Here is a 15532-nt window from a genome sequence, read left to right as displayed (position 1 = left end):
GGGTACGCGCAGCGGCGGCCCTCACCGTCCTTAATACGAGATCCCAAATCCCAAGCAGAAGGCCCGAACATTATCTACGAGGTCAGATGCCTGCCTCCACGGCTCATGTCAGAGAGAGGTCCTTCCGCCTGGGCTCACCCCCTCAAAGAAGGGGCGATAGGGTTCGCCGTTTTTGACCACGGCGTGTACTGTGCGCGCCATCTTTGCCGCGATAGCGGTGTAAGCCTTGCGGCGCAGATGGGCGTTATGTCGATCCTTCGAGATGTATCGTTCGAATTTGTCGCGGAAGCTGTTGGTCCGCTTGAGAACGGCTGTCTGGCCGGCCATCCAGAGCGTACGACGCAGGCGGGCATTGCCGTACTTCGAGATGCGGCTCTGGCCGCGGAACATGCCGGACTGAACCGTGGCAAGGTCCATGCCGCAGAACTTCAGGAACTGCCGGTGATGTCGGAACCGACGCAGGTCGCCTGCTTCGGCCAGGATGGTCATGGCGTTGATTGGACCGATGCCGGGAATGGTTGTCAGCAACTGGTAGTCAGGCAGATCGGAGAGCAACTCGACCGCCCGGGCCTCAATCTCGTTGCGCTGGCGGACAAGGCTCCGCCCTTCGGCGAGAACGAGACGAAACATGCGGACAGCGTCGGAATCCGGATCCACCGGTAGTCCGACAGAGTCGACGGCAGTGGCGTAAATATCTGAAAGCAGGCGCTCTTTGGAGACCTTCTTGCCAACCACCTGCCAGGCATCAGCGATGAAGGCGTCCCGGCCCATGGTCGTGATCATCATCGGCGTTGGATACTTCTCAAGGAACGCCAGGAACCAGTCGGTTCGCGAGCTGCGATGAAACCGTTCGGCCTCTGGGAAGTAGAGCGGCAGGTAATGCGTCAGGATGCGGTGCCACAGCTCGGTCTTCGACCGCGAGACGATCTCGTGGGTCTTCGACAGCTCCTGGATGTCGGCGGTGCCGGACGCCAGCGGGTCATGGAAGAACTGCACCGCGCCGATCTCCAGCATGTGCAGGATGACCTGAGCATCCTTCGGGTCATTCTTGTCCCAGCTGTTGTGCAGCGCCTCGCGCGTCCGGGCCAATCCGACGGACGACACCAGCTTCAACTCGAACCCGAGCTGTCCGAGATGATGCGCGAGGGGCCTGTGATAATTGCCGGTCGCCTCAAACCCGATCCGAACCGGCAGGTCGTAGCTGGCAAGGGCCGTGGAGAGGCGCTGGAAGTCCTCCAGGGTATTCATAACCGTCAAACGACGGCGGCGCTTCTTCCCCGGAACAGCGATCAGTACCTCGTGGCGGTGCTTGGAAATGTCGATGGCGACCAGAACGGTCGCGGCGGTAGTATGGTGGACGGTCATAGCCGGTCTCCTCAGCGGTGTGGTTCAGCAAAACCACTGTTGAGACCTGAGACCCGGTTATGGCCACCCGCTGCGCAATGTGGAGGCTGCGCGCGCGGCCATAACCTGTCGGCAGCGCCTGTTCCCGACGTGCTATGGGACGGAGCTGACCTCGAATGCGATCCTGAAATGGCAGCAAGAGCGCGGCGTCGAATGGCACTACATCGCGCCGGGCAAACCGATGCAGAACGGGTTCGTGGAAAGCTTCAATGGCCGCCTGAGGGACGAGTGCCTGAACGAGCATCTCTTTGCCAACCTGCGCCACGCCCGCCATTTGATCGCGGCATGGCGCGACGACTACAACCATCACCGCCCCCACTCGAGCCTCGACGGGCTCACCCCATGGGAGTATCATCAACGGTCAAGAGAGGACCAAACCCTGAACAGAGCTAACCAATAAACGCGGACTCTCGGGGGAGCATGTCAATATGGCCAAGCGCGTGTCCAGCTGTCGTGGGTTTCTCGCGGAACAGAGGCAGCAGTAGGTCGAAGATCTCTCGCCTGCGGATCTGGTTGATCGGGCGCTCGCCCAGCGTCGGTGCGATGTGGTGTTCGTGGATCGCGCGTGGCCGGCGTCGACTGGGACCTACCTGAAGCGTAGGTTCCACGTCCGCGAACCAGAGTTCCCACATCTGTGAGTAGGTGGGAACGGCTGATGTCCTGTCATGGCTGAGACCAGCCAAGAGCTCGCCTCGGACAATCCCCTCCAGCTCCACGCCGGTTCGGCAGTTTTCGAATCCGCGCTTCAAGGCAGAGTTCGGAAACCCCTCTTTCTTGAGGCGCTTCGCAACGACAGCCAGTTCCCGGGCGGTCGCCAGGCTCACATCGGGGTAGTCGCCAATTTTCAACCACGTTCCGGTCCGAAAATAGAATGCCTTGGCGCCACTGGGCCAACCACGAACATACAGGCCATCACGCCCACCTGTGCTGCGAGCTTCACCTGGGCCCGCAGCTCTCCACTTGCGGATAGATAAATCAGTTGAGAGTGATTTGGGCATCGGCGGAATCGTGGATACAGTTAGAGACACTTTTTGTGTGCCATTTACTGAGGCTGGCTGCAAGTCAATGATACCGGATGATGTATTATATCAATAATATCAGTTAAATAGGCAAAATCTACGGAAGGGTGGCAAGGCTGGTATTGCTCCCATCCCCTCCGCCACTTGCCCTTTGACCCTCCGGGCAAGTCCAGATCTCAAGAGCGAAACTGACGAATCCGGCTTCTGTTGCCGGACACCGGCACAGCAGGTGCGCCGGGGTGGCATCACGTCGCGGCAGGTGCCCCCTGACCATCTTGAAAAGCCGGGCGAGCCGAGTTTCGACATCTTCAAGACCTGTTTTCCGAGCCGAGCCGCACGTCAGGCCCGCTTTTTTCGCGTGCCCCGGCACCAAGTACTTCCCATGTAACTCGTTTCATAGTAGCAGTTGGTCATTGTTGATCGCGTTAAGGTTGTTCCCGGTTCGAAGATCGAGGCGCACGCGGCGGTCGAGATGGATTTGCGGGGAGCACGTCGGTATGCAGCTGTTGAAGATCACCCCGAAGATGCGCGTTCTGATCGTTTTCGGGACCCGGCCCGAAGCCATCAAGATGGCGCCCGTCGTCACCGGGCTTGCCGCGGATCCGCGGTTCGACGACCAGGTCTGCGTCACGGCGCAACACCGTGAGATGCTGGACCAGGTCACCGGCCTGTTCGGGATCACCCCCGATTACGATCTCGACGTGATGCGGCCGGGGCAGGATCTTTACGGCCTGACCTCCGATATCCTGCTCGGGTTACGCGAGGTTCTGGCCAGGTCCCGCCCCGATTTCGTGCTCGTGCATGGCGACACGGCGACGACGCTCGCCGCCACCCTCGCGGCGTTCTACGCACGTATTCCGGTTGGCCACGTGGAGGCCGGGCTCAGAACCGGCAATATCCATTCTCCCTGGCCCGAGGAAGGCAACCGGCGGGTCGCCGGGTCGCTGGCCGCGCTGCACTTCGCGCCGACGGCGTCCTCCCGCGCCAGCCTTCTGCGCGAAAACATTCCCGAAGAGCGCATCACGGTGACCGGCAACACGGTGATCGACGCCCTGTTCAAGGTGCTCGACCTGATCCGGTCCGACCCGGCCACCGAGCGGGCGCTGGCCGGGCAATTCGGCTTTCTCGCGCCCGGGCGGCGCGTGGTGCTCGTCACCGGGCATCGCCGCGAAAGCTTCGGTGGCGGGTTCGAGCGCATCTGCCAGGCGCTGCGCCAGATCGCGGAGCGGCGCCCCGATGTCGATATCGTCTACCCGATGCATCTCAACCCCAATGTCCGCGAACCGGTGCAGCGCATCCTCGGGGGCGCCGGGAACATCCACCTGATCGAGCCTTTGGATTACCTGCCCTTCGTCTGGCTGATGAACCGGTCGCACATCATCATCACCGACTCGGGCGGGATCCAGGAGGAAGCGCCGGCGCTCGGCAAGCCTGTGCTGTTGATGCGCGATACCACCGAACGGCCGGAAGCGGTCGAGGTGGGCACCGTCCGGCTCGTCGGCACGGATACCGCGCTGATCGTGAACGAAGCCCTGCGGCTGCTCAGCGACCGGGCGGCTTATGACGAAATGAGCTGCGCCCACAATCCATACGGCGACGGACGGGCGACGCAGCGCATCCTCGATACGCTCGCGAATTCGATGGCGGCTGCATGACGGCGGGCTTTGACAAGGTCTGCATGGTCGGCCTTGGCTATATCGGGCTGCCGACGGCCGTGATTTTCGCCCTGCGCGGGATCAAGGTGGTGGGCCTCGATATCGACCCGGTCACCGTCGAGACGATCAACCGAGGCGAGACCCACATCGTCGAGCCCGGGCTGGACGACGCGGTGCGCCGCACCGTGGAGGCGGGTAGCCTGCGCGCAACCACCGTGCCCGAACCCGCCGACGCCTTTCTCATCGCGGTGCCGACCCCGTTCCTTGCCGGTGATGACGGCCTCGTGCCCGATCTTTCCTTCATCGAATCCGCGGCCCATTCGATCGCGCCCGTGCTCAAGCCCGGCGATCTCGTCATCCTCGAATCCACCAGCCCGGTGGGCGCCACCGAGCGGATGGCGGGCTGGCTGGCTGAAGACCGCCCCGACCTCACCTTTCCCCAGGCCCATGGCGAAGCCTCCGACATCCGCATCGCCCATTGCCCCGAACGCATCCTGCCCGGCCACGCGCTCAGCGAGCTCGTCAGCAACGATCGCGTCATCGGCGGGATGACGGAAGCCTGCGCCGACCGCGCAGCCAAGCTCTACCGCCTTGCCGTCGAGGGCGCCTGCATCGAAACCGACTGCCGCACCGCCGAACTGGCCAAGCTCGCCGAAAACAGCTTCCGCGACGTGAATATCGCCTTCGCCAACGAATTGTCGCTGATCTGCGACAAGCTTGGCGTCAACGTCTGGGAACTGGTCCAGCTCGCCAACCGCCACCCGCGGGTGAACATCCTCCAACCCGGTCCGGGCGTGGGCGGGCACTGCATCGCCGTCGATCCCTGGTTCATCGTGAGCGAGGCGCCGGAAGACGCGCGCCTGATCCGCGCGGCGCGCGAGATCAACGACGCCAAGCCCGACTGGGTCATCGCGAAGGCGCGAAAGGCGGCCGACGAACATGTGGCGAAAACCGGCGCGCTGCCGCGCATCACCTGCTTCGGCCTCGCCTTCAAGGCCAATATCGACGATCTGCGCGAAAGCCCCGCGCTGGAAATCGCCACCCGCCTCGCCGAGGCCTACCCCGGCCAGGTCGACATCGTGGAGCCCTTCATCGAGGAGTTGCCGCCCGTCCTCGCCACCAGGGCCCGCCTCGCGCGCCCATCGGAAGCGGTGAACGAGAGCGACATCATCGTCCTCCTCGTCGACCACGACGACTTCAAGGCAATGCCGGTCCCGCAAGCCGCCCGGCTGATCGACACGCGCGGCGTCTGGGCCGGCCATTCGAGCTGAGGGGGTGGCAGCTTGCCGAAGGATACCCAGACCGCCCACGCGCTCACGACCGCCGCTCATTTCCTCCTGAAATCCGGGCGGGCGGCCTCGGCCGAGACCTTGCTTGCGGAGCTCGCCGCCGAGCCAAAGGCAATGCCCCGGATCCGCCTGAAGGCGCAGATCGCGGCGCAGACAGGAACGGCGCGGCCGGACCCGAGCGACTGGGCGCGCCACGGCACGATCCGGCGGCAGCCGCCAAGCTGCATGACCATTCTCGATCCGATCAGCGATCTGAACTGGTCGGGCGCGTTCGCCACCACCCGCTTCGAGCGCGAGGCCGCGCTGCAGCAGGCCACAAGGGCGGATTTCGATTTCGTGCTGATCGAAAGCATCTGGAGCGGCCACGCGAGCGACTGGCGCTATGCCTGCACCTCGCCGGGCCTGAAACACGCGAACGCACAGGCGCTGCTGCGGCTGCTCGAATACCTGCGCCGATCCGCCGACGCGCCCATCGTGATGATCAACAAGGAAGACCCGCTTCACTTCGAGAAATTCCTGCCGGTGATGCAATACGCCGATCACATCTTCACCACCGATGAAGACATGGTGGCGGAATACCGGGCCCGGACCAATGCGCTGAGCGTAACGGCCCTGCCCTTCGCCGCCAACATGGCGTTGACCAATCCGGTCAACCGGGTGCGCAAGCCGCAGGGCAGCCTGTGCTTCGCCGGGTCGTATTATTCCGAGGGGCACGAGGAACGCGCGCGGCAGATGGAGTTCATGCTCGAGCCGATCGTCGATTTCGACGGCACGATCTACGATCGCATGTCGGCGCAGCAAAGCCCGCGCTACCAGTTTCCCGAGCGGTTCCGGCCCTTCATCCGCCCGGCGGTGGATTTCGCCGAGATGACGCAGCTCTACCGGCGTTTCAAGGTGTTCCTGAACGTCAACACCATCGTCACTTCGCCGACGATGATGGCGCGCCGGGTGTACGAGTTGCTGGCGAGCGGCACCCCTGTCGTGTCGGCGCCGTCGAAGGCGCTGGAGCGGTATTTCCCCGGTATCGTGGCCACCGCGACGACCGCGCAGGAGGCCCGGCGCGAAGTGGGCCGATTGCTCGAGAACGAGCGCCATTGGTGGAAGACCAGCCAGAAAGGTATCCGCGAGGTTGCGCTTCACCATCAATACGCCCATCGCGGCGCGTTGATCCGCGAGATCGCCTTGGGCCAGTCAACCGACCTGCGCCGGCCGTTGGCAACGATCGTGACGTCGACGAAGCGCTGGACGTTTCTCGACCGCATCGTCGAAAACATCGCGCGCCAGACCTATCCGCGCATTGAGGTGGTTTTTGCGCTGCGCGAAAGCTGGCCGGACGACAGGATCGCCGAACTCGTCCGGCGCATTTCGGCGGCGCCGAACATCGAGAACGTGACCGTGCTCAGGTTTTCCGAAAACGTCTCGCTTGGGTCGAAGCTCAACGCCGCCGTCGAAGCCGCGCAAGGCGAATTCGTCGCCAAGTTCGACGATGACGACTGGTATTTCCCGAACTACCTGCAGGACATGATCCTGACCTTCGACTTCTCGGGCGCGGATCTTGCCGGGAAGTGGACGTTTCCGGTCTGGCTGGAAGGCTCCGACACGCTGCTGCTGCGCAACCCCGGCCACGAGCACGTGCACCCGGCGCCCTTCATCGCCGGGGCGACCTTCGTCTGCCGGAAATCGTGGCTGGAAAAGCTGCCTTTCGCGGATCGGTCGCAGGGCGAAGACACCGACCTGATCAAGCGCACGAAGGCCGCCGGCGGCACGGTCTATTCCGCCGATCATTTCAACTTCATCCAATACCGCGCGGCGGACCTGGCGCACCACACCTGGCGGGTGGACGACGACCAATACAAGCAAAGCGGAAAGCTCATCGGGGGGCGGAAGGATTTTCATGACTTCATCGTGTGACGATCATCCGAGCGGCGCCATTCCTCCCAAGGCGGGCAGAAAGCGTTCGGGAAGGAACGGCCGGCCGACGAGCGCGGTCGGGTTTCCGGCACGGCATTTTCAAGCGGGGGCAGAACGATGAACATCCGGAACATGCAGGAAAGCACCGCAAAGCCGGCGGCGGGCGCGGAGATCGCCTTCGGGCCAGGGCACGCCCCGGTTCCCGTCGGGCAGGAACCTTATCTCCCCTTCTCCAGTCCGGCGATTTTCTGGCGTCCGCGCTGCGTGGTCGACTCGCCGATGCTGGCGCAGGTGCCCTACCTGTTCTGGCTGATGGAAACGCTGCAACCGGACTCCGTCGTCCAGGTCGGCCTAGGGGATGGGCTCGTCTACATGACGCTGTGCCAATCCATCGAGCGATTGGGGGCGCGCGGTTCGATGATCGGCCTTGCGGGGGCGGACGAGGCGCCTTTGCTTCCCGAACGATTTCAGCGCGATCACGATGCGCACTATGCCGATTTTTCGGTGCTGGCCCGCAACGAGCCCTCCGAGGCCGGCGCGCTCGTCTCCGGCAATCTGGACCTGCTCGTGCTGAACGCGCCGATACCGGAAGACCAGGTTGCCACGCTGACCGAAGAGTGGCTGCCATCGCTCTCGGAGCGCGCGGTCATTCTCGTCTGTCAGCCCGAGCGTGTCACCCGCCACGGCGCTTTGCGGCGAAGCCGGATCACGCCGCCGGGCCGGCCATCTATATCCGGGCCGATGTCGGCCGGGCGCGGCCAGCTCGACGTCATCCTTGCGGGGCGCGACCAGCCCGACCGCCTGACCAGCCTCGTCCCCGAAATCGGCGACGCATCCACGCAGATCATCGCCCGGCAGGTGTTCAGCCGGCTCGGGGAAGGTCTGGTTGATGCGCTGCGGCGCGAAGGGCTGGCGCGCGAACTGCGCGAGCGGGACGCGGATCGGCAACGGCTTTCGGCCGACATTCAGCAATCGAGGGCCGAAGCCTCGGCTTTGAAGGCCGAAAGCGAGGCGTTGCAGGAGGCCATGACGGAGGCAAACCGCCGCCTGGCCGAGCTCGAGACGACGAGCAGCGCCGAAACCGCGCGTGTTGTCGCGCTTCGCCACGAAAACGCAGCGCTGAAAAGCGAACGCAACAGGTTGACCGGCGAAGTTGCCCGGCTCGAGGAAGACGCCGTGAAACTGCGCGGCGCGCTCACGGCCGCCAAAACCGCGCGCGCATCCGCCGACGTGAAGCTCAAGGACCTGCGAGCGCAAAAGGCCGCCGACCGCACGCGCCACAAGGCGAAGATCCGCGCCCTGCATGACAGCAGGTCATGGCGCATCACCCGGCCGCTTCGCCGCCTGAAACGGCTCCTGACCAGACAACGCGGGGGCTGACGATGGACACCTGGCTCCGCAGCATCGAGACCGCGGATATCGCCGTCGCCACCTTGTCGGACGGCGGCACGACCTACCAGATCGCGGTGCCGGATCACGCCACCGATTACATCCAGAAAAAGCTGTTCGAAACCGGTGTGCCCTACGAACTCGAGATGCTGCGCGACATGGCCGAGCGGGTATCGCCGGGCGATCTGGTCATCGACGTTGGCGCGAACGTCGGCAATCACGCCCTCTACCTCGCGGCCGTGTGCCGCTGCCGCGTGCTCGCGTTCGAGCCCAACACCCACCTCGCCGAGGCCCTTGAACAGAGTGCGCGGATCAACGGCGTTGCGGACGGGATCAGGGTTCACGCCGTGGGGGTGGGGGCCAAGGCGCAAAGCGCCGCATTCACATCGCTCCGGCCCGACAATCTCGGCGCGCAGGCCCTGACGCTTGGACAGGGCGAGATACCCGTTGTCACGCTCGACGAGGCCGCGCCGGGCGACGGCATCCACATGATGAAAATCGACGTCGAGGGCATGGAGCTTGCGGTTCTCGAAGGCGCGCAAAAGCTGATCTCGGGGAACCGCCCCATCATCTACGTCGAAAGCGCCACGGAAGAGAGCTTTCAGGCTGTTGCGGAGCTTCTCCGCCGCCATGATTACGTGTTCTGGAACACGTTCAACGCAACCCCGACGCATCTTTTCCTGCCGGCGGAGACCGCCCCGCCCGAAGCGCAGGCCCGACTGCGGGCAGAGGATGCGCGCAAGGCAATCCGCCAGTCGGAGAAGCTTCGGCAGCTCCGGGCGAAGCTGGAGGATACCGGCGAGGAATTGAAGGAGGCCCGGGCGAAATCCCGCAGGGACAGCGCGCGATTGCGACAGGCAGTCGCCGATCTGGAGGGGGAAAAGGCCAGGGTAGCCGCGCTCACAGGCGAAACCGCCGCGCTTGGCGAGGAATTGGAGGCAGCCCGCACCAAGTATCGCACCGTGACGGCGCAGTTGCGAGAAGCGCGCTCGGAACGGGATTCCGAGCGCGCGGCGTGGGCGGCCGAGCTCTCGGAGTTCCGCGCCGCAAATGCAGGGCTTCTTGCCGCGCTGGACGAGGCCGAATGGAGGGCGACAAGTGCCACCCGCAGCCTGACCGAAACCCAGGCCTTGCGCGACGCCGAAACCCGCCGCGCCGATGCGGCGGAGCGCGAAGCCCGATCGCTGCAGGACGATGTCGAAGACCTGGCGCGGCGTTTGCGCGCGCACTGGGCCATCCCGGCAAGGGCGCCCGCTTCCCCATTGGAGAGCGGCCAAACGCCCCGAGTGATGGCGGCGTGGTTGCAGGCCCTGGCCGTGGAGCCGGATCACGTGGCGCGGCGCTGGCTCGAACTGGCCGACGAACTGGACGACACGCAGCCGGATCAGGCGCTTGCCTTGCTGGCCACGGTGCACGCCTTCGCGCCCGACGCCCTCAGCGCCCGACGGCTCGGCTTCAAGCTGATCGAAAGCGGCGCGGGCGCGGCGGCGCTCGAGATCCTCGCGCCGGTCGTCGAGGGACTGAACCTGTCTTCGCGCGAGGTGCGCCTGCTGCAGCTTGCCCGCAGCGGCATCGACGGCGCGGAGCTTCGGGCGCGCGCGGCGAACGTGGTGCGCAGCCCTTTGCGGGCCGCCGTCATCATGGATGAGTTCACCGCGCTCGGTTACGCCCCGGAATGTGACCTGCAACAGCTTTCGGTAACCGGCTGGGCGCAGGAACTCGAGGCGTTTCGCCCGCAGATCCTGCTCGTCGAATCCGCCTGGCGGGGGCTTGACGAGGCATGGGGGCCGAAGGTCGGCCAGCTCAGTTCCGAGGTTCAGGGCATCCTGTCATGGTGCGCGCAACATGGTGTTCCAACCGCTTTCTGGAACAAGGAAGACCCGGTTCATTTCGAAACCTTCCTGACCACCGCGCAGAAATTCGATCACGTCTTCACCACCGATGTCGACTGCATCGCGCGCTACAAGGCCGCGCTGGGGCATGACCGGGTGCACCTGCTGCCCTTCGCCTGCCAGCCCGAGATCCACAACCCAATCGAAAGCGAACCGCGCAAGGATGCCTTCTGCTTTGCCGGCGCCTATTACACCCGCTACCCCGACCGCACCCGCGACCTCGACGAGTTCCTCTCCAGCCTGACCGGGCACCGGCCTTTCGAGATCTTCGACCGCAACCACGGCAAGGATCATCCCGACTACATGTTTCCGCAAGCCTACCGGCACCACATCGTCGGCAGCCTGCCGCCCTCGCAGATCGACCGGGCCTACAAGGGCTATGCGCTCGGGATCAACCTGAATTCGGTGAAGCATTCGCAAAGCATGTTCGCCCGCCGGGTCTACGAGCTGTTGGCATGCAATACCCGGGTGGTGAGCAATTACGCCGCCGGTCTGCGGCGGATGTTCGGCGATCTGGTGATCGCGACCGACAGCGGCGCGGAAGCCCTTCGCCGCATCCGCAAACAGGACGAAACCGGCCTCGGGGAGCGGCTGCGGCTGATCGGTCTGCGCAAGGTGATGTCGCAACATACCTATGGCCACCGGCTTGCGCGCATTGCCCGCTTTGCCGGGCTCGACACCCGCGATCCCGCCGCCCTGCCCCGGGTCACCGTGCTGGCCCGGGCCGATAGCCACGCCGAGGCGGAAACGCTTCTCGCGCAGATCGCCCGCCAGAGCTTCGCAGGCCTCGACGGGGTGCTCGTGATCCCCGACGATATCCCGCTGCCGGAGACCGAGCCGGGCGTTTCGCTGCGGCGGATCGCGCCCGAGGCTGCGGCGGGGATGCGCCTCGCCGACCTTGCCGCCCCGGGCGACTGGCTCGCGGGCTTCGTATCGGCGGACTACTACGGCCCCGAATACCTGACCGACCTCATCCTTGCCGCGCGCTACAGCCACGCGCCGGTTCTGGGCAAAGCCGGCTATCACCGGCTGGGCGAAGATGGCGCAGTTACGCGCGTCGATGGCCCGGCCTATGTGCCGGTCTGCGCGCTCGCGCTGCGCCGGTCTCTGATCCGGAGCGACTGGGCACCGCAAGACCGGCTCACAGAGTGGCTCGACAACCTGCCTCGCGCATCGGCCGAGGGGGAGGGGCTGCTGGCGCTCGACCCCTTCGGCTATTGCGAAGACGGGGCACGGGAAGCGGCCGACGCCGGCGGCGTAGCCGCCGCGGTGGATGATCCGCAGGATCTGGACCTTGGCATTGCCGAGCCGGACCTCGCCGCTTTCGCCGACGCGATCAGGCCGACGGAAGAACCTGAACCAGACGCGCCACGGCTGACGGGGGCAGACCTGGCTGCGAACATGACGCTGCCGCAAGCGGGCAAGATCAGCTGGTCCACCGATGCTGTCGGCGCGCTGGATATCGTGAGCGGACTCGACGACGAGGAGCATGTCTACATCTACGAACAAGGGCTCCGCCCGCTCTCGGACCTGCGCGGACCGGAGGGAGCGCAACGGATCTTTCCCATGGTCGGCCCGGGGCTTCATACAATGTTCGTTGTCGTCTGGCATGACGCGCAGGAGACGAAACTGGGCCACCAGATGCTGGTCGGCAATCGCAATGCGGTGCTGGACCCGCCAGAGGAAACGCGGTTCGTCCGCCTCGGCGTCCGCCTGCGCGGCAGCGGGCGGTGCCGCCTGCAGGGCCTTGTTCTCGGCCATCATCGCCCGCCCCCGCGCCCGATCCTCTCGCGCTCACGGGTGCTGCTGCTCACCAATCATTACCCGTCCTACGACGATCTTTACCGCAACGGCTTCGTCCACAGTCGGGTGCGCGCCTATCGCGACCTCGGGGGCATCACCCCCGACATCTACCGGCTGCGGCCCGATCAGGATCTGACCTGGCATGAATTCCAGAACGTCGACTGCATGACGGGGTCGGCCGAGCAACTCGACGCCCTGCTTGCCTCGGGCGCCTACGATCATGTTCTGGTCCATTTCCTCAGCCCGGCCATGTGGGAGGTGCTTGCGCACCACATCGGGCGCGTGCGCGTCACCGTCTGGGTGCACGGGGCCGAGGTTCAGCCCTGGTGGCGACGCGCGTTCAACCATACCACAGAGGAGGAACTGGCCAAGGCCAGGGCGGCGAGCGAGGCGCGCCTCGCGTTCTGGCGCAGCCTCTTCGCGCCGCTGCCGAAAAACCTGCATTTCGTTTTCGTCTCGCAGTATCTTGCCGATGAGGTCTTCGAGGATCTGCAGGTCGTCTGCCCACCCGAACAATATGAGATCATCCACAACCCGATCGACGACAGCCTGTTTGCCTATCGCCGGAAGACGACCCGCCATCGCGGCAAGATCCTGTCGATCCGGCCTTTCGCATCGCGCACCTACGCGAATGACCTGACGGTCGCGGCCATTCTCGCGCTGCAACGGCGCGATTTCTTCAAGGATCTGGAGTTCCGCATCATCGGCGATGGGCCGCTGTTCGACGAGATCACCGCGCCCTTGGCCGGTTTGCCGAACGTCACCTGCCAGAAGCGGTTCCTGACCCAGGCGCAGATCGCCGCGCTGCACCGTGATTACGGGGTCTTCCTGGTTCCCTCACGAACAGACACGCAGGGCGTCTCGCGCGACGAGGCGATGAGTTCGGGCCTTGTTCCGGTCACCAGCCGGGTGGCCGCGATCCCGGAGTTCGTGGATGAAACCTGCGGCTACCTCGCCGAGCCCGACGATGCCGATGGCCTCGCCCGGGCGATAACGGAGATCTGGAAAAACCCCGAAACCTTCCGCCGCAAGTCGCGCGCCGCCGCCAGACGGGTGCGCCAGCAGAGCGCCCGCGACAAGATGATCGCGGCCGAACTGGCGTTGTTCGCCCCACTGGCTATGGTGTTTCCAGATTGATCCGCCAGCGGGTGGTCATCGGCGCGGGATAGAGCACGATGTTGTCGGAGCGGGCGAAGAAAAGCCCCGTCCGGTCCGCCCGGCGCGAGCTGATCCCGTTCATGAAATTTCTCTTGGTGCCACGAAGATTGGGAATGGGGATCGTCACCTCGACCCGTTCCGCCTCGAGGTCGATCAGCGAGATCGTTGCGGCCTCCCTGTCGAGCTTGGCTTCCGACACCGCAAGGGCGTGGCGCGCGTCGATCCGGATCAGGTTCCGGATTTCGTTCGCCCCGCATGTTCCCTCGAAGACCCGGACGTTGCCCGGATCGCCCTTGTCCATCACGCAGACCCGGGCCCCGCGCTGTTGAAAGGTCTCGTCCGTCGCCCGGACGAGGCGGTCATCGGTCTGGATCAGCGCGGTGAAACGGTGGACGAGCGGAAGAAGGGCCTCCGGCAGATCCCGCGCCCCCGGGCCGGTGACGCTCCGCAACGGCACCTCCTGCCAGGTGCGGCCATCGTCTTGCGAGATCCAGAACCGGCACTGGGAAAGGTGATCGCCGGACGACAGATACCACCGCCCCGGCGCGCTGCTGCACGCCTGGACCACGTGAAAATGCCGTATATCCCCCTGTTTCGGATCGGTTTCATGGCCCTCGGCGACGAAGCAGAACGACCAGCTTCTGCCCCCGTCGACGGACCGCCAGACCTTCACCGCCTCGGCGCAATAGGGATATTCCGCCCAGATGATCGTGCCGGTTTCGCCCGCCTGGTCGACGCTCCACGAGCCGTGCCAGGCGTGGGCGCCGGTTTCGATCCGCTCGAGCAGCGTCCAGGTCTCATCGTAGAGATCGATCGTTCCGCTCCGGTCCTGCAACAAATGCCAGCCCGCCCGGGTGGTGAACCACTTCCGCGCCGGTCGAGCGACCGGATGCCGCGCCCAGCTCTGCCCATCGTCGGCGCTCTCGTGGATCACATCGTCCTGGATCGAGATGATCCGCCGCGCCGTGCCGGGATGGAAGACATCTTCCAGAAACATGGTGTGTGCCCGCACCGGCAGAATTTCTGCGACAAGCTCCACCTGCATGCCCGAGCGCGCGGTTGCGCGGTATTCGAAGCGGTCGCTCGCCCGGTGCACCTGCGCGGCCGGGGAAACCGGCAGAGCCGGAACCGATCCCGCCAGAGATTCCGCAAGCGCCTCATCGGCCAGCAGGAAATGGTCGAGTCCTTCGGCGTTCAGCGCGCGGGCGAGGTCATCGTAATTCTCGATCGCCTCGGAAAGATCATCCGAGGTTACCTTCACCAGCTCGCTCTCGCGCAAGCTCCCCGGCTTGAAGGGATTGAGCCCGAGGAAGCTGCAAATCCCTTTGACGACGCTCTCCCGGTCGCGCAGCAGGTCTTCGTAGTAGACATCGAGCGCCTCGAACCGCGCCGAGGCCCAGGCGCGGTATTGGTTGTCGAGCCGTTCCCGGTCGCGGCATTCCTTGAGCGCACGGGGAATGTCGAGCCTGAGTTTCTCAACCTTCTGCAGGTCCGATGCCCGGAACAGATGCGTTTTGCCGGTAACCCGCTTCAAGGCTTCCGCGTTCTGTTGCGAAATCGCCCCTTTCAACGTGTTGCGGCGCTTCAGTAACAAGACCCGCACGGAAGCCGGATGGCGGTCAAGGATCTGCACGAACTCCGGGATTTCGGTGAAATGCCGGGGGTATCGAAACTGGATGCCCCGAACGGGGCATGGCGACAGCAGCACCTCGCCAAGCCCCTCGAACAGGGCCGCATCGGTGGGAAAGCGCTTTTCGCGGTCATGGAAGAATTCGCCGAAATCGTGAGCATCGGGATGCTGGTTCAGAAGACTCCTGAGAAATTTCGAGCCGCTGCGCGCCATGAACAGGGTCAGAAACAACGGTCGCACCATGTAAATTCATCTCGAACAGGAGAAATCCCGGTCGAGGGAATTGAAATTGACGCGCTCGTGCAAGTTGTGGATATGGATTGTGAACCCGCTATGCGGTATCCAGATCGAGCGCGCGCGTATTCGCCGGCGCAGCAACCGC

The 15532-nt window shown here is 64.7% G+C and carries 8 protein-coding genes and 1 pseudogene; 6 read left to right on the top strand and 3 right to left on the bottom strand.

The features are described from left to right. Positions 1–108: 108 nt before the first annotated feature. Positions 109–1365 (bottom strand): IS110 family RNA-guided transposase, encoded by a 1257-nt coding sequence (locus tag IEW01_RS10035; protein WP_188527500.1) that lies wholly within the window; start codon positions 1363–1365, stop codon positions 109–111. Positions 1366–1501: 136 nt separating this feature from the next. On the opposite strand from IEW01_RS10035, the pseudogene IEW01_RS10030 reads away from it, so the two are divergent. Beyond that, a pseudogene (locus IEW01_RS10030) lies at positions 1502–1804 on the top strand (integrase core domain-containing protein); the annotation flags it as partial. Here the strand turns inward: IEW01_RS10030 and IEW01_RS10025 are convergent. Continuing rightward, positions 1794–2402 (bottom strand): integrase arm-type DNA-binding domain-containing protein, encoded by a 609-nt coding sequence (locus IEW01_RS10025; RefSeq protein WP_188527499.1) that lies wholly within the window; start codon positions 2400–2402, stop codon positions 1794–1796. The pseudogene IEW01_RS10030 and the gene IEW01_RS10025 sit on opposite strands and share 11 nt — an antisense overlap. Positions 2403–2920: 518 nt before the next feature. Here IEW01_RS10025 and wecB point away from each other — a divergent pair. From wecB to IEW01_RS10000, 5 genes are all read left to right on the top strand, one after another. Then, entirely contained in the window at positions 2921–4078 is a 1158-nt protein-coding gene (wecB, locus tag IEW01_RS10020; protein WP_368855195.1) for a non-hydrolyzing UDP-N-acetylglucosamine 2-epimerase, read from the top strand. Then, entirely contained in the window at positions 4075–5349 is a 1275-nt protein-coding gene (gene wecC / locus IEW01_RS10015; RefSeq protein WP_188527498.1) for a UDP-N-acetyl-D-mannosamine dehydrogenase, read from the top strand. Before wecB ends, wecC begins: the two co-directional genes overlap by 4 nt. 12 nt (positions 5350–5361) lie before the next feature. Next, positions 5362–7278, top strand: coding sequence for a glycosyltransferase (locus IEW01_RS10010; protein WP_188527497.1), 1917 nt, complete (start codon positions 5362–5364; stop codon positions 7276–7278). Between the two features lie 117 nt (positions 7279–7395). Continuing rightward, positions 7396–8658 carry a hypothetical protein gene (locus tag IEW01_RS10005; RefSeq protein ID WP_188527496.1) on the top strand — a complete coding sequence of 421 codons (1263 nt, stop codon included), beginning with the start codon at positions 7396–7398 and terminating at the stop codon, positions 8656–8658. Positions 8659–8660: 2 nt separating this feature from the next. Beyond that, entirely contained in the window at positions 8661–13499 is a 4839-nt protein-coding gene (locus IEW01_RS10000) for an FkbM family methyltransferase (RefSeq protein WP_188527495.1), read from the top strand. Here IEW01_RS10000 and IEW01_RS09995 read toward each other — a convergent pair. Continuing rightward, positions 13480–15393 (bottom strand): sulfotransferase family protein, encoded by a 1914-nt coding sequence (locus IEW01_RS09995; protein ID WP_188527494.1) that lies wholly within the window; start codon positions 15391–15393, stop codon positions 13480–13482. The genes IEW01_RS10000 and IEW01_RS09995 overlap by 20 nt on opposite strands. Positions 15394–15532: the final 139 nt, after the last annotated feature.

Origin of the sequence: Sinisalibacter lacisalsi (assembly GCF_014640115.1) — a bacterium.
GTDB lineage: Bacteria > Pseudomonadota > Alphaproteobacteria > Rhodobacterales > Rhodobacteraceae > Sinisalibacter > Sinisalibacter lacisalsi.
Note: the sequence above shows the minus strand (reverse complement) of the source record. Positions and strands in the feature narration are given on the sequence as shown.